Genomic DNA, 19,505 nt, shown 5'->3' on the forward strand with positions numbered 1-19,505 from the left:
GCATTTTTCCAAACATTATTTTGGGAAAAGCTTTTCCTGTTCGGTAAATTTAGCTAATTTTGCACCTTAAATTTGAAAGGTGTTAGCCAGGCTGTATGAAGAAGTTAGATTTCGAAGATCTTATGCTGTTTCAAAATGATGACTATATTGTCATCAACAAGCCTCCATACTTATCGACCTTAGACGATAGGCATGAAAGACAAAACATCCTTGACTTGGCCAGGGACTACATTCCAGATGCCCAAATGTGTCACCGACTGGACAAGGAAACTTCAGGATGTTTGGTTATTGCAAAGAATCCGGATGCATACCGTAATATTGCGATCCAATTTGAACACAGAAAAGTCGAAAAAATCTATCACGCCGTGGCGGAAGGGATCCATGACTACGACCAGAAACTCGTAGACCGAAACTTGGTCGCGACCAATCAAGGGATCGCCAAGATCAGTCTCAAAGGAAAACCGGCCACCACCTACTTCACCACACTGAAAACCTATGCCATGCACTCCTTGATTGAGTGCAAGCCGGTTTCAGGCAGGCTTCATCAGATCCGGGTTCACCTGGCGTACTTGGGAGCCCCTATCTGTGGTGACGAGATGTACGGCGGCAAGCCACTATACCTTTCATCACTTAAAAGAAAGTTCAACCTGAAGAAGGGAACAGAAGAACTTCCGATTATGCAACGTGTTTCGCTGCATGCTTATTCCATCTCCTTTGAAGGCATGGACGGCAACCTGATTGAGGTTACCGCCCCTTACCCAAAGGATTTTGCAGTATTGGTCAAACAGCTGGAAAAGAAGTAACCTACTTGGTCACTCCTATCCTTGGCCATACTTTACAGATGAGGCGACTTCACGGGAAAAAGGATCGAAAAAATCGCTATCCTCGTGAAAATTAGGCAGTAAACACAAAGATATTTTGCATATAACCGGAATTCCTTCTATCTTTGTGTCCCTTTTTGAGGGCGAAATGTAATTAACAAGCTAATAATTAAACATTTACACAGTGGATACTTTAAGCTATAAAACCGTATCAGCAAACAGTGCTACCGTACAAAAAGACTGGGTGATAGTGGATGCCTCAGCGATGGTACTTGGTAGATTTGCAAGTGAGGTAGCGAAAATCTTAAGAGGAAAAAACAAGCCTAGCTTTACTCCTCACGTAGACTGCGGTGACAATGTCATTGTCATCAACGCAGACAAAATCCGATTGACTGGTAAGAAGTGGGACGATAAAGTTTATGTACGTCACACAGGCTACCCAGGTGGTCAAAGAATCTCTACCCCAAGGATCCTAAAAAGCAAGTCTTCTGCAATCCTTGTAGAGAAAGCTGTAAGAGGAATGCTTCCTAAAAACAGATTGGGAAGAAAACTGTACACAAACCTTTATGTATATGAAGGTGCAGAGCATCCTCATGAAGCGCAACAACCAAAAGTAGTTAAACTTTAATCTGATCATTCCATGGAAGTTATCAATACAATCGGAAGAAGAAAGACATCTGTAGCGAGGATTTATATGAAGCCTGGCAAAGGTGAAATCATCGTTAACAACAGAAGCATTGAAGCTTATTTTCCTTTTGACCTTCACCAGATCGTCGTAAGACAGCCGCTTGCCCTCGTAAATGAGGCGGAAGGATTCGACATCAAGATCACTGTAGACGGTGGTGGGATCAAAGGACAGGCAGAAGCCGCCAGAATGGCCATTGCCCGTGCCCTATGCGAAGTCAATGAGGAACACAGAAGCCCATTGAAGAAAGAAGGATTCCTTACCAGAGACCCAAGGATGGTTGAACGTAAGAAACCAGGACGCAGAAAAGCAAGAAGAAGATTCCAGTTCTCCAAACGTTAATCTGGAAATTACACAGGTACTTTATAAAACATACATATTTAAATGGCTAAAATCGAATATAAAGACTTACTGGATGCTGGTGTTCACTTTGGACACTTAACAAGAAAGTGGGATCCAAGAATGGCGCCGTATATCTTCATGGAGAAGAACGGTATCCATATCATTGATCTGAACAAAACGCTCGTGTGCCTTGATGAAGCATCCAACGCACTCAAGCAAATCGTACGCTCCGGCAAAAAAGTGATGTTCGTGGCGACCAAAAAGCAAGCCAAGGACTTGGTAGCTGAAGAAGCAGCAAGACTTAAAATGCCTTACGTTACGGAAAGATGGTTAGGTGGTATGATGACCAACTTCGCCACTATCCGTAAGTCATTAAAGAAAATGTCCTCCATCGACAAGATGATGAAGGAAGAGTCTTACACTGTCCTTGCGAAAAAGGAACGTCTGATGATCACCAGACAGCGTGAGAAACTGGAAAACGTATTGGGCGGCATTTCTGACCTGACCCGTCTTCCTGCAGCGCTTTTTGTGGTGGACATCAAAAGAGAACACATCGCAATTGCCGAAGCCAAAAAGCTTGGTATCCCTGTATTCGCCTTGGTAGATACTAACTCCAATCCAGGAGAAGCGGATTTCCCAATCCCTGCCAATGACGACGCATTCAAATCCATTTCATTATTGGTAAAAGCGGTCGGTGCTGCTATCGAAGAAGGACTTTCTGAGAGAAAGAAAGACAAAGAAGAGGCAAAACTGTCTGAAGAGGAAGAAGCAAAAAAAGCTGCTGACGCCGAAACCAAAGAATAATCCACTATGATTTAATGATAACAGAAAATTGAACATACGGTAAAGTACCTATGTTCAATTTTTTTGTTATTGCCAATTCGTTTGGGAGCCCGCTAAGGGATCAAAAACGTTCATTTTATATTTAAAAGTCATCATCACTATTAAAAATATCAAACAATGGCTATTACTGCACAAGATGTAAACAAACTAAGACAAATGACTGGTGCCGGTATGATGGACTGTAAAAAAGCCCTTACCGAAGCTGAAGGAGATTTTGATAAAGCGGTTGATATCTTACGAAAAAAAGGACAAAAGGTATCTGCTTCCAGAGCTGACCGTGAAACTAAAGAAGGTGTAGTAGTTACTAGTGTAAGTGCCGACAAATCAGAAGGAGTGCTATTGACACTTACGTGTGAAACTGACTTTGTGGCCAAAAACGAGGAATTTGTAAGTTTTGCCAACGCCATCCTTGAACTGGCTGTAGAAAAAAGTGCTTCTACCAAAGATGAGATCCTTGCCCTTCCTTTCGAAAACATCACGGTAGGTGAGAAAATCATCGAAATGACCGGTAAGATCGGTGAGAAAATCGAAATCAGTGACTACGTGGTGGTAAAAGGCGAAGCAGTAGTACCTTATATCCACTCTAACGGCAAACTAGGTGTATTGGTAGCACTGAAAAACGTAAATGGCGCTGACGTGGAAGAAGCTGGCAAAGACGTAGCCATGCAAATCGCCGCCATGAACCCTGTAGCCGTAGATAAAGACGGTGTGGATTCAGCAGTAGTAGAAAGAGAAATTGCCGTAGGTAAAGAGCAAGCTCAAGCAGAAGGCAAGCCTGAAGCAATGATCGAAAAAATTGCTATGGGTAAACTGAACAAGTTCTACAAAGAAAACACCTTGCTTAGCCAGTCTTTTGTAAAAGACAGCAGCAAATCCGTTTCCCAGTACTTGGACGGCGTAACCAAAGGCCTAACAGTAGTAGACTTCAAAAGAGTAGCTATCGGATAGTTTACTTCTGAAAACCATATAAAAATGAAAACCGCAGGTCGAATGGCTTGCGGTTTTTGTATTCCAGTATCCAACTACTTGGTATTCTCACTCATCAACTCCTCAATTTCTTCTGCTTCTATAGGAATATTTTTCATCAAATCCGTATTTCCTTTCTCCCCGATCACATAGTTATTTTCCAGCCTGATGCCAATGGCCTCCTCGCGAATATAAATCCCCGGCTCAATGGTAAAGACCATGCCCGGCTTTACCGGTTCGTAAGCCGATCCCACATCGTGGACATCGAGTCCCAGCGGATGAGAGGTACCATGCATAAAGTATTTGCGGTAAAGGGGCTTTGTCGGATCCTGCTTGCTCACCTCATGCCTGTCCAGCACGCTCAGGCCGATCAGCTCCCCTTCGATTAGTGTCCCTATTTCTTTCTGGTATTCCTGTAGTTTTACTCCTGGCCTGAGCATCTTTTCTGCTTCGCTCATTACACGCAAGACCGCATCATACACGTCCCGCTGGCGGGAAGTGTAGCGGCCATTTACCGGAATGGTCCTGGTCATGTCCGCGTTATAATTTCCATATTCTGCACCTACATCCATCAAAATCAAATCGCCGGATTGACAAACCTGGTCATTTTCCAGGTAATGCAACACGCAGGAATTGGCACCTGATCCGACTATGGGCTCATAGCCAAACCCCCTGCTGCCATTCCGCACAAATTCATGCAGGTATTCCGCTTCGATCTCATATTCCTTCACCCCAGGCTTCACAAAGTCCAACACCCTCCTAAATCCCTTTTCTGTAATATCACAGGCCCTTTGTAGCTGCTCGACTTCATCCGGAGCCTTGATCGCTCTGAGCCCTCCCATCAGTGGCGCCAATCGCTCGTAGCGGTGCAGGGGATAACCTGCTTTGAGCTTTTTAGTAAATCGGGCATCCCTGGTCTCCACTTCATTGGCAGCTCCACGGTGTTCATTCGTATTGAGGTAAATATGCTCTACATGGCTCAGGATGCTGTGCAAAACTTGATCAAACTCAGAGGTCCACCGCACTGTTTTCACCCCTGATAAAGCAGCCGCTTCCTGCTGTGTCAGTTTGTTACCCTCCCAGACGGCAATTTGGGCATTGGTTTCCCGGACAAACAACAGCTCTTGCATGGTCTCGTTGGGAAAATCTGGACAAATCAATAGTATGGTCTCTTCCTGATCGATCCCACTGAGGTAAAACAAGTCATTGTTTTGCCTGAATTTCATGGTCCCATCAGCATTGGTAGGCATCAAGTCATTGGAATTCAGGATGGCCACGGAATTTGGTTTCAGCATCTTGGCCAGTCTGGCCCGATTGGCCTTATAAAATGTATTGTTCAGTGGTTGGTACCGCATTGTCCTTATGTTTTCTGAATCGATTTATTTATTTCTCGCCAAAAGAACCCTTCATGAAGGATATCCAGCTCCCCGTACAAGATCCTATCATTTGTTCTTCACTAACCCCTGTTTACATACGAACTTTTTGGCTGCCATATTATCCTGCATGATCCGCAGGTTTTCTTCCTGATCCGTCCAGCTCTCCTTATGGTACAAGTGGTATTGGACCGCCAAGTTCCGAACGGACCCCAACTGATAGCCGATTCCTTTAAATCGCCAAAGCAAATCAGCATCCTCCCCAACTGCCGGACGGGTATACGCCTCATCGAACCCATTGATCGCGTAAATGGCTTCTTTGTGAAAGGACATGTTACAGCCCTTCAAGTGCCTCATCTTCCGTGTCCCCATCACACGTCCCACCAGACCATTTGGCGAGATAAAAAAACCTTCTTCCACAAACTCCCCTCCTCTTTCTTTGATCTTCTTAAAGTGTTTTCTCAGGTAAGCGTTCATTTCCGTTGGATTTACGGTACCTTCCAGTAAGAGCTGGGACGTCTCTGGGTCTAGCTTGATCCGCTTTCCAGCCAGGATAGTATCCGGCTTGGCCTTCTGGATGTGAAACTCCATAAACCGAGGGTGCAGCACACAATCCCCATCGATAAAAACCAACCAATCGGTATTGGCCGCTCTGATCGCTTCGTTGAGTGCCTGGTTTTTTTGCCAGCCTTTATCTTCTCTGCTCAAGTGCTGAACAGGATGACTAAAGGAATACCCTTGGACAAAATCCCTCATCTCATCCGCATTGCCGTCTTCAGAGATAATCACCTCAAACCGATTGTCTGTTTGCCCGGCCAGGGAATCCAAGACAGCCTTAAGGAAAGTCGTATTTTTATAAACCGATATAATTAAAGTAGCTTTTAATTCGTCTTTAATGGTATGCATCATGTTCGTTTGAAAAGTAAGAAATGGTCGAGACCACTTTTTTCTGACTTAAAATTAACATATTAAAGACCGTGAAAAAAATATCCTGAATAAGTACATTATTTTTGTAATTTCAAGTTTGAAAGTAAACCATACATGTCATATAATATCAAAGCGTTACCAAATGGTATCCGCATCGTCCATCAAGAGGTGACACACACCAGACTGGTCCATTGCGGGTTTATTCTGGATATCGGCAGCAGGGATGAGACAAAAGAGCAGGCCGGACTGGCACATTTCTGGGAACACATGGCCTTCAAAGGCACCCAGAAGCGAAAGTCCTTTCACATCCTGAACAGATTGGAATCCGTAGGCGGGGAATTGAATGCCTACACTACCAAGGAAAAAATATGCTTTTATTCCTCCATCTTAAAGGAACATTTTAACAAGGCAGCTGAATTGCTTTATGACATTACTTTTCATAGCACCTTCCCCGTAAAGCAGATCGAAAAAGAACGTCAGGTAATCCTGGAGGAGATGGCGATGTACCGTGATTCTCCTGACGATGCCATCCAAGACGAGTTTGATGAAGTGGTTTTCCAAAACCATTCGCTGGGCAGAAATATCCTTGGTACGGAAGATACTGTCGGTAGCTTCACGCAAAATGACTTCTTTGATTTCATATCCACCCGTATGGACACCTCTAAGATCGTCTTTTCGGTGGTGGGGAACATCTCCTTCAAAAAAGTCCTTCGGCAGCTGGAACCCAAGCTAAATCAAATTCCCTCGAAAAAGAGTCTTTATCAGAGAAGTGATTTCAGGCACTATCAACCAAAAACCGAAACCATTTACAAGGAAATCAGTCAAGCCCACTGTGCCATCGGAAAGCCTGCGTATTCATTGTACCATCCTGACCGCTATAAGCTTTACCTGCTGAACAACATCTTGGGAGGCCCCAGCATGAATTCACGCCTAAACCTTGCCTTAAGGGAAAAATATGGATACGTTTATAGCGTAGAATCTGCCTATCAAGTGTACAAAGACACCGGTTTTATAGGTATATTTTATGGTACAGAGGAAAAAACCTTTAAAAAAGCCCAAAAACTGGTATTGCGTGAGCTCAAACGGTTACGGGAAAAGAAACTGGGAACGATGCAGCTGCATATGGCCAAGGAACAGGCTATTGGACAAATGGCCATGGCCGAGGAAAACCACGCCGCGCTCATGTTGGTATTTGGCAAGAGCTTGCTCGACAAAGGCCGAATCGATTCCCTGGACCATATCTTCAGCCTGATCAGAAACACCACCTCCGAAGAGCTTCAACACATAGCCAATGAGATGTTCCGAGAGGATGAACTTAGTTTTCTCACTTATTTACCCCACTAAAAAATGGAATTCATTAGCGAGGACCTATTACAATACTGCCAGGATCACACAACCGAAGAAGACGATCTTCTACAGCGGATTTCCCGTGATACCCATGCCAAGGTACTGATGCCAAGGATGCTTTCCGGGCACCTGCAAGGAAAGACCTTGGAGTTATTCACCAAAATGCAACGTCCCAAAACCATCCTCGAAATAGGAACCTACACCGGTTATTCTGCCATTTGTATGGCAAGGGGCCTGGACAAGGACGGAAAGATCATTACGATCGATAAAAATGACGAACTAGAAGAAATGGTAAGGGAGTATTTTGCTGCTTCAGGACTGGACGACCAGATCCAATATATCCTGGGAAATGCCATGGAGCTCATCCCTGGACTCAACGAGACCTTTGACATGGTCTTTATCGATGCGGACAAAAGAAACTACTCCAATTACTATCACATGATCATCGATAAAGTCAATCCGGGAGGATTGATCCTCGCAGACAATGTACTGTGGTCAGGAAAGGTCGTCGATGACCACCAAGGCAAAGCGGACAAATCCACTCAGGCCATTCTGGACTTCAATAAAATGGTTCAGGAAGATGACCGTGTGGAAAATGTGCTATTCCCCATCAGGGATGGCATCATGATGGCCAGAAAGCGGTAGATTTTCCAACACCACTTCTATAGTAAAACCAGTTTTCAAATCGTTTAAATTAAATCAGGTAATCAAATACTTCGTAATCTATTGGCATGCTTCATCGACCGACCAAAACTATTTATATTGGACTGATCTTTTTCATTTTTGCCGCGATAAACCTCGCCTATGCCCAGGCCCCACGGGTTCCCCAGACCATCCGTTTTGCCGACATGACCCTCCATCTCAACAGTCAGGCCCAACGTGATATCCAGCTGGATGTGGACGCCCTTCATCGTAACCCAAGTTACTTCAAAACGAAAATGGAAAGGGTCGACTTGTATATGCCGATCATCGAAAGTGTTTTGCGCGAACAGGGTGTTCCAGACGACATTAAGTATTTGGTCATTCAAGAAAGTGGGCTGATCCCAGATGCCGTTTCCACCTCCAATGCGGTGGGCTTTTGGCAATTTAAAAAAGGAACCGCTCATGAAGTGTTTTTACAGGTCGATCATCATATTGACGAACGAAAAAACATCGTCGCTTCGACCAAAGGGGCAGCCCTATACCTGAAGAAAAACAACAGCAAATTTGACAACTGGGTGTGTGCCATGGTGGCTTACCAAATGGGCCTGGGAGGTGCCCAAAATTATTTTGGCTCCCAATACAATGGGGATAAAACCATGAAGATTACGCGAAACACCCATTGGTACTTTAAAAAATTCTTGGCGCACAAAATTGCTTTTGAAGGCCAACTGGGAAAATTCATCAACAACCAACATTTGGAAGTGATCGAGGTACAAGGCCCTACCACGCTTGGACAACTGGCCAAAAACCTAAAGGTCAGTGAATCACATCTAGAGGAATACAACAAATGGGTCAGCCGTAAGAAAATCCCCGGAGACAAAACCTATAGCCTCACGTACCTGGCAACAGGAACACCATCATACCGCCCTGTCCTGACCTCAAGCAATACATCTTCCCCTGTAAGCACTCCAAAAGCTGTTGGAACCAATCATGCCGGCTACCCCAAAATAAGCGGGACCCAATCCCAGCCTTTTGAGAAAAACCAAATCCGAATAAACGGCATAAAGGGAATCATCGCTGCGGTAACCACTACTTCCGATGATTTTTCCGAACGTATTGGGATCCGAGAAGGGAAATTCAGAAGGGTAAATGACCTATCCAAATCAGACCCCGTCGTCAAAGGCCAGTATTACTACACCAAAAGAAAAAAAGGAAAAGCAAAAACGCCTTATCATGTGGTCAGAAAAGGAGAAACCTTATGGGGAATTTCTCAGGCCTATGGCATCCGGTTACATTCACTGAAGGCTAAAAACAGGTTATACAAAGACGAAGACCTCCGGGAAGGAATGGTCTTAAAATTACAGAAGTATCTTAGGCGGAATGAAGCGTTCGAATATCGGCAAGTATCTCCGTCTCCTTCCAATAGGCAAACGAATACCGCTAAACCTTCGCCAACTCCTGCCGGAACCACTGACCCAATCCCTGCCCAAAAAGTGACGCCCGACAATCGTCAACTTACACATAAGGTCGCAAAAGGAGAAACGCTCTATGCCATTGCGCGCAAATATGGCGTCACCGTTTCCCAGATCCAACAATGGAACAACATCTCCAACCAATCGCTGATTCATGTGGGACAGGAGCTAATCATTCACCGAGATTGAGGCAAGTCAAGAAAGTAATTTATATTTGTAGTCTATTCATTAAAATCCCAGGAATGATTCGGCGCCTTACCTGTTTACTTTTCGTATTGATGACAAGCATTCAATGTGCTTTGGCTCAGGACAACATGTCCGACATTGTGCCCGACACTGTCCTTATCAATGGCGATACACTGGTGATGCTAGGCGATAGCCTCATTATTAGAGAAGAAGTAAGGCCTACTTTCTGGAAAACTGGAGGCAATTACAACCTCAGTGTCCAACAGGTAAGCTTATCCAACTGGGCTGCGGGTGGTGCCAGTTCTTTCGCACTGAACACAGGAGTCAACCTATTTGCCAACTACAAGAAAAACAATAAAATTTGGGAAACATCCCTATCCGTTAACTTTGGTTTTAACAGGCAATCGGACCGGGCCTATAAAACCCGAAAGACCAATGACAACTTCAAGTTTGTCAGTAAATATGGCCGGGAATTATCCAAGGGTTTTTACTTGTCCACCCAACTTGAAGCCAGGACACAGCTATTGGAAGGTTATAAATATTTTAAAGAAAGCGGCTCCGACTTGGAGTCCAGGAATTTGATATCCGATTTTCTCAGCCCCGGATATGTCCAGTCCTCTACCGGTTTGAATTACCAAAAAGAAAAGGATGGCTTTAAGTTTTCTTCTATCCTATCCCCTTTTACTGGCCGATTCACGATTGTTCTTAACGATTCCCTGAGTCAAGCAGGTGCTTTTGGCATTGTCCCAGGCGACAAGGTAAAGCCGGAAGCAGGTGCATCCCTGGGTACTTCCATCGATATGCGCGTAATGGAAAACATCAACTGGAAAGCCGACCTAAACCTCTTCTCCAACTACGGAAAATTTGGCAACATGGTGGTCAACTTTAACTCTACCATCAGCATGAAAGTCAATAAATATATCAGCACTAGGGTGGAAACGGTCCTGATCTATGATGAAAATGTCTTCATTGAAATGGATGATGGCAGTAAATCCAGGGCAGTACAGCTCCAAAATCTCATCAATTTCGGTTTGGGAATCGACTTTTAAAAATCCGTCTCCAACCCAAACCTTTTTTGGAGTTCCTTCAGGGCTGGGGACTTTTTGGTCAGGTAAGCCAGCTTATCGGAGGAAGTATAAAGTTTAGCTTCCTCGCTGACCGCATCTTCTTTGACCTCAAAATCAATTTCGACAAAGTCATTTTCCAATTTTCTTCGGAACACCCCAACCAGTTCTGGACGTAATTGCGCAAATCGATGCTCCTGTAGCTCTCCGTTTAAGAAAAACTTCACGGTCGTTTCATTCACCTCAAAAGGCTGCTTGAGCAATGTACTTTCTATAAGCCGTTTCTGCTGCTTATAGTGCGCCACGACATCCTCCAAAACGGCACCTACCTTACCTTTGTCAAAAGGGGTACTTTTGGTGGCTTTCTGATCATTTGATTGCTTCTGGGCTTCCGCTTTGGGTGTTTGCTTTCTTTCTTCTTCTTTGCTCTTAACGTGACTTTTTACTTCGGAAAGGCTGGCAGGAATTGCCATCGTTCTCTTGACCTCTGTTTTGGGGGCAGTCGATGTTTCAGAAGGTTTTTCTTGATGACTCGCTGATGGAGATTTTTGCTTAGCTAGTCTTTTTTTTTTGCCTCTTCCCTTGCCACGGCAGCTAACGATATGGCCTGGGGCAATTTGGCCAACTTCATCAACGCCAGCTCCACATGAAGCCTTTGGTTCTTACTTCCCTTATAATGGATATCGCATTGGTTGCAAATATTCAGTGCAGAAAGTAAAAAGGACAGGTTGGATTTTGCAGACTGCTCGATATAGCGTTCTTGGGCACTATCAGAAACCTGCAGCAATTCAACGGTCGCCGCATCCTTGCAAACCATCAGGTTTCTAAAATGCTCGCTCAGCCCAACGATAAAATTATGTCCATCGAATCCTTTTTTAAGGATTTCATCAAAAATCAACAGTACGTTTGAAACACTTTCCGCCAACAGGGCATCTGTGACCTTAAAATAATAATCGTAATCCAAGATATGGAGATTATTAATCGTCTCGGTATAAGTCAGCTTATTTCCTGCCGAATACGTCACGATCAGGTCAAAGATCGAAAGGGCATCCCGCAATGCCCCATCCGCCTTGGCCGCTATCAACCGCAATGCCTCATCTTCATAGGAAATATCCTCCTCAGAAGCGATGTATTTTAAATGCTCGGCAATATCCTTGATTTGAATTCGGTTAAAATCAAAGATCTGACAACGCGAAAGAATGGTCGGAATGATCTTATGCTTTTCTGTAGTCGCCAAAATAAAAATGGCGTATTTTGGAGGCTCCTCCAGTGTTTTCAGAAAAGCATTGAAAGCTTGCGTAGACAGCATGTGCACCTCATCGATGATGTAGATTTTATAACTGCCTTTTTGAGGTGCATACCTTACCTGATCCACCAAGTTTCTGATATCATCTACGGAGTTGTTGGAAGCAGCATCCAACTCATGGACGTTAAAAGAGCTATTGGTATTGAATGCCTTACATGATTCGCACTCGTTACAAGCTTCAAAGTCATCGGAAAGGTTTTCACAATTGATGGTTTTTGCAAGGATCCTTGCGCAAGTCGTCTTCCCTACCCCACGTGGCCCACAAAACAGGAATGCCTGGGCCAAATGGTTGTTTTTAATGGCATTTTTAAGGGTAGTGGTAATGTGCTGCTGCCCCACCACACTTTTAAAATTGGAAGGTCTATATTTTCTTGCTGAGACTACAAAATTTTCCATCACCGCAAGATATAAAATTCCTAGAATTTAGAAGGGCTAAACACCCAAAATCCACACCGAAATAAATCAACTCTCTGATAAACACCGTCTTCAATTTAACCGATCCAAAACATGGTACCGAGAGGTATTGCTGACGTATTCGGGCACAATATGCTTAATATGTCTGACAATTTCAGTGTCCGAACTTAAGATTAACAATCGCTCAAAAAACTCTATTTGATAATTCACCTTACTGAAAGCCATATCGCCCATTTTCACCACTCGGATTTTGGGATGGTGGGTGATCTGTAGCTGCTCTGAATGACACAGGAGCTCTTCGTGCAACTTTTCACCTTCACGTAGTCCTGTAAATACGATTTTGATGTCTTCTCCTATTTTTTTATCGCTTAACTGGATCATTTTCTTGGCCAGATCCAGGATCTTCACAGGCTCTCCCATATCAAAAATAAAAATTTCGTTTCCAGTGGACATCGCTCCAGCCTCAAGTATCAACTGACAAGCCTCACTGATGGTCATGAAATACCTTGAAATATTGGGATCGGTGACCATAACAGGCCCTCCTTGTTCAATCTGCTTCTTAAACAGTGGGATGACAGAGCCATTGGACCCTAGCACATTTCCAAACCGGGTAATGGCAAATTTTGTGACTTGGCCCTTTTCCACATCAAGATACCTGCTCAAAGCTTGGATATAAATTTCCGCTATCCGCTTGGACGCCCCCATTACATTGGTCGGGTTTACCGCCTTGTCCGTACTGACAAAAACAAACTGACTTACATTATGCAGCACCGACAAGTCCGCAAGATTTTTGGTGGCCAGCACATTACTGGTAACAGCCTCCTCTGGATAGTTCTCCATCATGGGAACATGTTTGTAGGCGGCTGCATGGTATACAATAGCAGGTTTGTACATTTTGAAAATACGATCCATCTTTTTGGCATCTCGAATATCTGCCAAGATAGGCTTGATTTGGCTTTTCCAACGACCACTCCTAAACTCTTGCTCTACGTCATAAAGCGCTGATTCCGCTTTATCCACCATAATCAATAAGGCTGGCTTATGCTCGATAATCTTACGGCACAACTCACTCCCTATGGATCCTGCGGCCCCGGTCACCATGACCACCCGATCTGAGATTTGGCTGAACACCGCTGGGTTATCCAGTGATATTTCAGGTCGGGACAGTAAGTCTTCGATTTTGATTTGCCGAATCTTACCCACGTTAAAACCTCCCTTCACCCATTCGTCAATGGATGGCACGACACTTACCTTGATCCCCAGCTGCAAACATTCCTCAATAATTTCCTTTTTCCTTCTTGGGGAAATGCACATAATAGAAATCAATAAATCAGAAATGGCATGATCTCTCTGGAGGGTTTTGAGCCGATCCAGTCCATGATAAACAGGTATCCCGCCAATGCTTCCTCCTGCTTTCTGCATATCATCATCCAAGAAGGCATGGATCTTTTGATTGGATCCGACTTGGCTTCCTAAAACCGTTTTGGACAGCCTCCCCGCTTCACCAGCCCCGAAAATCACAATATGCTTTTGTGGCTGTTTTTTCTTTAAATACATCCCATAGAACTCCTTGACAAACAATCGATATAAAGACATGAAAAAATACGCTAAAAGCGCACCTATAACGAGTACAGAAATAGGCACGAAGGGAGCCTTTAGCACCAGCTTTTCTGTCACCAAACAGGCTAGAGATGCTAGCATAAGTGCTACCATGACGGTATGCGCCACTAAAGCGAAATTTCCTATCCGTGATCTACTTCCAAGCCACTTCTCCTTTTCCGTCAAAAGCATCGCTCCTACTCCTAAAAACATAAAAAGCAATCCACTATCCAAAACTGGATACTGATGGATAACTTCCCACTCAAAATTAAATCTTAAAAAATATGCAAGGACAATGGAATGAAATAGAATCACCGAATCAATTGTACGGGTGATCCATTTTATCATTATTACTATGTTTGCTTAAAAATGTTACAATTATTGGTGAAAATCAATAATTATATCATAAAAAAGATCCTATAAAGTTGCTGATCTAACAACATATCACAATGTAGTATTAATTAAACACACAAAAAACATTTGGAAAAACACTTTTTGGTATTCATAACCTAAAATGAGTGAATCTAAAAAAATCGCACTGCAAAATAAATATCAAGCCTGATACTCCAGTGCTCTTCTATTCATGGCCTCGAAATGGAGCTACATATTCTTCCTCCGTGTAGACATCTTTCACGTCAAATGGTTTCCTTACAGACTTGACCAAAATCCTAACGTCCAGCTTAAAGCTTATTCGGTTAACGTATTCCAGGTCATAAGCAAATTTTTCTTTCCAACTGATCGTATTTCTACCATTTACCTGCGCCAGCCCCGTAATGCCTGGTTTAACAGCATGGCGCTTTGATTCTTCCTTGCTGTACAAAGGAAGATAATCCACTAACAAAGGCCTGGGACCGATTAAACTCATATCACCCAAAGCAACATTCAGAAACTGTGGAAGTTCATCCAAGGAAGCCTTCCTCAACCATCTACCTAAAAGCGTTAAACGCTCCTTATCAGGCAACAGATCCCCATTGGATTGAACTATGTCTTTCATGGTTCGTAGCTTAAAGATTTTGAAGATCTTCCCTCCTTTCCCTATTCTATCCTGAACAAAAAAAGGGTTTCCCTTAAAGTCTATGGCCAATATGACAGAAAGGGGGATTAGTAAAGGTAAGGATAGGATAAGTCCTGACCACCCCACCAACAAATCAATCGATGGCTTTAATATCCTACGATACATGATGGGATGACTTTTCGAGAAACTCTAATATACCGGATGAAACAAAAGCCACATCTTCATAGGTCAAGCCATTGCCTGATGGTAGACACAGGCCATTTTTAAAATACTGCTCCTCTACTCCATCTCCATAATAGGCACATGAACGATAAAATGGCTGTAAATGCATAGGTTTCCATACTGGTCTGGATTCGATATTTTTACTTTCGAGAAATTCCCTAAGCTGCTCAGCTTGTCCCGCACATGGCAATGTAATGGCCGTCAACCAACGGCTACTGGTGAGGTTATGGTTACTTTCCTGAAATGCTACACCCCTTTCGGACAGAAAAGAGGAATACCACTCAAAAACACGTCTTCGTTGATCAAGTTTTTCTTGTAATTGATCCATTTGACTACAACCTAATATGGCATTGAGGTTACTAAAGGCATAATTATATCCCAACTGACTATGCTCATAATGTGGAGCCGGATCCTTTGCCTGTAGGGCTAAAAAATTAGCCTCATGTATCTTTTCTTCACTTTTAGTCAACAGTGCTCCGCCTCCCCCTGTGGTAATGATTTTATTGGCATTGAAAGAATAAACACCGTAGTCGCCTATCGTTCCACAAAACTGACCATCTACAGAAGCACCCAAAGCTTCTGCTGCATCTTCGACAACAGCCACACCATAATAATTGGCAATTTCCATGATCGCCTTCATGTTGGCCGGCATTCCAAAAACATGCACCGGTATGACAGCCCTTACGCGTCCCCCCTTACTTTTTCTATCCTCCAATGCGGCTTCAAGGTGTTTCGGAGACATATTCCATGTCTCTCGCTCACTTCCCACAAAAACAGGAGTAGCTCCCAGGTACTTTATGGGGTTTGCAGAAGCGGAAAAGGTTAGGGATTGGCACAAAACTTCATCTCCAGGTTGAACTCCTGCCATTCTTAAAGCCAAATGAAGCGCTGCGGTACCTGAGGAATAAACACCAATATGATCACACCCAGTATATCCCTGAAGCTTTGCTATGAAGGAATAAACATATGAACCTTGATAGCCCACTTCTCTTCTTGATAAAGCTTCACGCACTTGATCTGTAATATCCTCACTAAAGACTGGTTCAGAAAGCTTGACCCTTGCCATAAACGATTAGGTGAAATTTGTAGGTTACTAAATAATAAAAAATACCAACACAAATCACAAAAACAATGATTTTATAATGAAAAAATATTCAGTCGTTTACAAATCAGGCTTTCCCTATCTTAAGGAATCACCAATTAAAAATTCATCAATTAGAAGAGTATTTCGGAACTAACGCATTCACAAACACACATAAAAATTGATCCATTAGCCAGTATAACGGAATTCCATCATCGAAAAAACAATCTATACTTGAAGGTAAAGACTTAATTCAAATTAACATCTTCTTGCCTAAGCACCTTTTCATCAATCTTCACCTTGGCCCTCATACCATGATAAGAACGTTGCGCCAGTACTCTAGGAGAGCAGCGGACAATTTGTTTCACCCTTCGAAGTGTCAACCTATCCAGAACTACTCCTCCGGCCACTACCAACACCATGAGCGTCGGCAACATCACAATATCCGGCAGTTCATTAAATACCACCATCAAAACGATAAACCCAATCTTAACAGCACCTAAAATGATGGCCACCTGATCATGCCTAAAGCCCATTCTCATTAGGAAATGGTGAACATGGCTTTTGTCTGCGGTCATCGGGGAAATACCTTTTCTAGCCCTCTTGACAAATACACGCAAGGTATCGTAAAAAGGAACTATCAACAATGCTGCTGCTGTAGCTAATGGAGCGTGAAATTTAAAACTGTCTGCAGGAATGGCCACATTACTTTCAATAAATTTAATGCATAAGACAGATAAGGCAAACCCTAAAGTCAAAGAACCGGTATCCCCCATGAAAATTTTTGCGGGATGCCAATTATAAACCAAGAAGGATAAAACGGCTCCTACAAATGTAAATGCGATAAAACCATACGTAGTATGACCGGAATAGAGAAACCATCCGCCAAGCCCCAAAAAGGTAATGATACTTAATGTTCCGGCAAGACCATCCAGTCCATCAATAAGGTTAAACGCATTCGTCAGTCCAATAATAGCGAATATGGTCAGCGAGTAACTGAACCAAAGTGGCAGTTCATAAACTCCCATTAATCCGTAAAAATTGGATACCCTCACATCACCTAAAACCACCACGGTGATCACAGCTATCAATTGCCCAATGAGCTTTTGATATGCCGTCAATTCGACCAAGTCGTCTCTCAAACCAAGAATAAACATGATAGACAATCCCAAAAGGAAAAATCTGATTTCTACCAATTGCAGGTAGTTCAACCAAATGAGAATCCCTCCTAAAAGCCCAATGAAAATGGCAATCCCTCCCATAGAGGGCACTGAATATTTATGGATCTTTCTACCTCCCGGCTTATCCAATAAATTTCCTTTTTTTATGAGAAATATTAGCAAGGGTGTTAATATAATCCCTATGAAAAAAGCAGTCAGTACAGAAAATAATACTAATAGCATAGAAAAGTATTAAAGGTAATCAATATGTAAAACTTGGCATCGGTGAAGGCTTCACCATTCTTAAATCATCAACAAACAGCTAAGAATATTAATATTCTTTTTCTATTTTTCAAATATACTAATTTTTTATCAAATTCCTCGATTGTAACAATTCATTAATATTGCTTTACTCAGAATTTCAACTATTTAAGGCAATGGAGATACGTCTCTTTTCAAGATAAAACGCTATTTCTGGGAACCAGGGTTTATCCTCATGGGGAATACAGATCCCCTGCCTGAAAAACTTCCATGAACACAAGGAATCTGGTTAGGTAGCATATCCGATACCTGGCCTCGGAGAGCCGGCACATCCATAGCCATGAGTTTCTCCCATGATAAATCAACCCGTTCAGTGCCAATAGCGGGATCAATCATTTAACGGTATGAAGTATCCATTCATAAGAAGATGTCAATATTCTCTCCCAAAAAATATACCCTGAACCCTTCCTATCCGTGCCCATCCGTGGCAAGGCACATGTCCGGCAATCATAAGTAGGCAGATCCCCAACACTTTGGAACCTGCACAAAAAAGAAAAGGCCCTTCCGCAGTTGCGGAAGGGCCTGTATAAAAGCGGGCGGCGACCTACTCTCCCGGGTGTAACCCCAGTACCATCGGCGCGACAGGGCTTAACTTCTCTGTTCGGGATGGGAAGAGGTGGATCCCCCGTGCCGTACCACCCTAAGCTCTTCGTCCCGCCGGCATTTCTCAGGCGACGGAACAATATCCTTATTTCCTTTTTGGCTTTCGACATGACCAAAGATAATACAACGTGTCCACAGGCAAGCTTTCGGGCTATTAGTACTGCTCAGCTATGCCGTCTCCGGCTTTACACCTGCAGCCTATCAACGTCATCGTCTATGACAACCCTGTACGGAAACCTCATCTCGAGGTGGGTTTCGCACTTAGATGCTTTCAGCGCTTATCCCTTCCGGACGTAGCTACCCGGCAGTGCAGTTGGCACCACAACCGGTACACCAGCGGTCCGTCCAACCCGGTCCTCTCGTACTAAGGTCAGATCCTCTCAAGTTTCCCACGCCCGCAACAGATAGGGACCGAACTGTCTCACGACGTTCTGAACCCAGCTCGCGTGCCACTTTAATGGGCGAACAGCCCAACCCTTGGGACCTTCTCCAGCCCCAGGATGTGACGAGCCGACATCGAGGTGCCAAACCTCCCCGTCGATATGAGCTCTTGGGGGAGATCAGCCTGTTATCCCCAGAGTACCTTTTATCCTTTGAGCGACGGCCCTTCCATACGGTACCGCCGGATCACTATACCCGTGTTTCCACCCTGCTCGGCTTGTCGGCCTCGCAGTCAAGCTCCCTTATGCTATTGCACTCCGCGCACGGTTACCAAGCGTGCTGAGGGAACCTTTGGAAGCCTCCGTTATCCTTTTGGAGGCGACCACCCCAGTCAAACTACCCACCAAGCAATGTCCCCGCCTCTGGCGGGTTAGACACCGGACAAACAAAGGGCCGTATTTCAACAGTGGCTCCGGAACGCCTGGCGACGCCCCTTCACGGCCTCCGGCCTATCCTACACATTGTTTGCCCAATGCCAATGCTAAGCTGCAGTAAAGGTTCATGGGGTCTTTCCGTCCCGTTGCGGGTACGCGGCATCTTCACCGCGACTACAATTTCACCGAGCTCATGGCCGAGACAGTGCCCAGATCGTTACACCATTCGTGCAGGTCGGAACTTACCCGACAAGGAATTTCGCTACCTTAGGACCGTTATAGTTACGGCCGCCGTTTACCG

17 protein-coding genes and 2 rRNA genes (1 of these 19 running past the window's edge) are annotated in these 19,505 nt (G+C 44.0%); 9 read left to right on the forward strand and 10 right to left on the reverse strand.

Annotated features, from left to right (window positions below):
* Positions 1-95 precede the first annotated feature (95 nt).
* From ECHVI_RS00225 to tsf, 5 genes are all read left to right on the forward strand, one after another.
* Entirely contained in the window at positions 96-803 is a 708-nt protein-coding gene (locus ECHVI_RS00225; RefSeq protein WP_015263919.1) for an RluA family pseudouridine synthase, read from the forward strand.
* 202 nt (positions 804-1,005) lie between these two features.
* On the forward strand, positions 1,006-1,449 hold the full coding sequence (rplM, locus tag ECHVI_RS00230; RefSeq protein ID WP_015263920.1) for a 50S ribosomal protein L13: 444 nt from the start codon (positions 1,006-1,008) through the stop codon (positions 1,447-1,449).
* Between the two features lie 12 nt (positions 1,450-1,461).
* The gene (gene rpsI / locus ECHVI_RS00235; RefSeq protein WP_015263921.1) at positions 1,462-1,848 is read left to right on the forward strand and encodes a 30S ribosomal protein S9; all 387 of its coding nucleotides are present in this window, start codon (positions 1,462-1,464) and stop codon (positions 1,846-1,848) included.
* A gap of 42 nt (positions 1,849-1,890) precedes the next feature.
* A complete protein-coding gene (gene rpsB / locus ECHVI_RS00240; RefSeq protein WP_015263922.1) occupies positions 1,891-2,652 on the forward strand; it encodes a 30S ribosomal protein S2 in 762 nt (253 codons plus the stop codon).
* Positions 2,653-2,808: 156 nt separating this feature from the next.
* On the forward strand, positions 2,809-3,639 hold the full coding sequence (gene tsf, locus ECHVI_RS00245) for a translation elongation factor Ts (RefSeq protein WP_015263923.1): 831 nt from the start codon (positions 2,809-2,811) through the stop codon (positions 3,637-3,639).
* A 74-nt stretch (positions 3,640-3,713) separates the two neighbouring features.
* On the opposite strand, the gene ECHVI_RS00250 is transcribed toward tsf, so the two are convergent.
* Complete coding sequence (locus ECHVI_RS00250; RefSeq protein WP_015263924.1) at positions 3,714-5,012, reverse strand: aminopeptidase P family protein; 1,299 nt, start codon at positions 5,010-5,012, stop codon at positions 3,714-3,716.
* An 87-nt stretch (positions 5,013-5,099) separates the two neighbouring features.
* A complete protein-coding gene (locus ECHVI_RS00255; protein WP_015263925.1) occupies positions 5,100-5,939 on the reverse strand; it encodes a glycosyltransferase in 840 nt (279 codons plus the stop codon).
* 132 nt (positions 5,940-6,071) lie between these two features.
* Between ECHVI_RS00255 and ECHVI_RS00260 the strand changes: the two genes are divergently transcribed.
* The 4 genes from ECHVI_RS00260 (at position 6,072) to ECHVI_RS00275 (ending at position 10,653) form a co-directional block, all read left to right on the forward strand.
* Positions 6,072-7,301 carry a M16 family metallopeptidase gene (locus tag ECHVI_RS00260; RefSeq protein WP_015263926.1) on the forward strand — a complete coding sequence of 410 codons (1,230 nt, stop codon included), beginning with the start codon at positions 6,072-6,074 and terminating at the stop codon, positions 7,299-7,301.
* A gap of 3 nt (positions 7,302-7,304) precedes the next feature.
* Positions 7,305-7,949: an O-methyltransferase gene (locus ECHVI_RS00265; protein ID WP_015263927.1), complete on the forward strand. Its 645-nt coding sequence runs from the start codon at positions 7,305-7,307 to the stop codon at positions 7,947-7,949.
* A gap of 86 nt (positions 7,950-8,035) precedes the next feature.
* Positions 8,036-9,607: a lytic transglycosylase domain-containing protein gene (locus ECHVI_RS00270; protein ID WP_015263928.1), complete on the forward strand. Its 1,572-nt coding sequence runs from the start codon at positions 8,036-8,038 to the stop codon at positions 9,605-9,607.
* A 53-nt stretch (positions 9,608-9,660) separates the two neighbouring features.
* Entirely contained in the window at positions 9,661-10,653 is a 993-nt protein-coding gene (locus tag ECHVI_RS00275; RefSeq protein ID WP_015263929.1) for a DUF3078 domain-containing protein, read from the forward strand.
* Here the strand turns inward: ECHVI_RS00275 and ECHVI_RS00280 are convergent.
* From ECHVI_RS00280 to ECHVI_RS00315, 8 genes are all read right to left on the reverse strand, one after another.
* Positions 10,650-11,141: a hypothetical protein gene (locus ECHVI_RS00280; protein ID WP_052331393.1), complete on the reverse strand. Its 492-nt coding sequence runs from the start codon at positions 11,139-11,141 to the stop codon at positions 10,650-10,652. The two genes, ECHVI_RS00275 and ECHVI_RS00280, sit on opposite strands and share 4 nt — an antisense overlap.
* A gap of 83 nt (positions 11,142-11,224) precedes the next feature.
* The gene (locus ECHVI_RS00285; RefSeq protein ID WP_041738234.1) at positions 11,225-12,370 is read right to left on the reverse strand and encodes a DNA polymerase III subunit gamma/tau; all 1,146 of its coding nucleotides are present in this window, start codon (positions 12,368-12,370) and stop codon (positions 11,225-11,227) included.
* A gap of 90 nt (positions 12,371-12,460) precedes the next feature.
* Positions 12,461-14,335 carry a polysaccharide biosynthesis protein gene (locus ECHVI_RS00290; protein ID WP_015263930.1) on the reverse strand — a complete coding sequence of 625 codons (1,875 nt, stop codon included), beginning with the start codon at positions 14,333-14,335 and terminating at the stop codon, positions 12,461-12,463.
* Between the two features lie 229 nt (positions 14,336-14,564).
* Positions 14,565-15,167: a sugar transferase gene (locus ECHVI_RS00295; protein ID WP_015263931.1), complete on the reverse strand. Its 603-nt coding sequence runs from the start codon at positions 15,165-15,167 to the stop codon at positions 14,565-14,567.
* On the reverse strand, positions 15,157-16,290 hold the full coding sequence (locus ECHVI_RS00300; protein ID WP_015263932.1) for an aminotransferase class I/II-fold pyridoxal phosphate-dependent enzyme: 1,134 nt from the start codon (positions 16,288-16,290) through the stop codon (positions 15,157-15,159). The genes ECHVI_RS00295 and ECHVI_RS00300 overlap by 11 nt, the downstream gene beginning before the upstream one ends.
* 263 nt (positions 16,291-16,553) lie before the next feature.
* On the reverse strand, positions 16,554-17,708 hold the full coding sequence (locus tag ECHVI_RS00305) for a glycosyltransferase family 4 protein (protein WP_015263933.1): 1,155 nt from the start codon (positions 17,706-17,708) through the stop codon (positions 16,554-16,556).
* Between the two features lie 609 nt (positions 17,709-18,317).
* Positions 18,318-18,429, reverse strand: a 5S ribosomal RNA gene (rrf, locus tag ECHVI_RS00310).
* Positions 18,430-18,523: 94 nt separating this feature from the next.
* Positions 18,524-19,505, reverse strand: a 23S ribosomal RNA gene (locus ECHVI_RS00315) (it continues 1,916 nt past the right edge of the window).

Origin of the sequence: Echinicola vietnamensis DSM 17526, from assembly GCF_000325705.1 — a bacterium.
Lineage (GTDB): Bacteria > Bacteroidota > Bacteroidia > Cytophagales > Cyclobacteriaceae > Echinicola > Echinicola vietnamensis.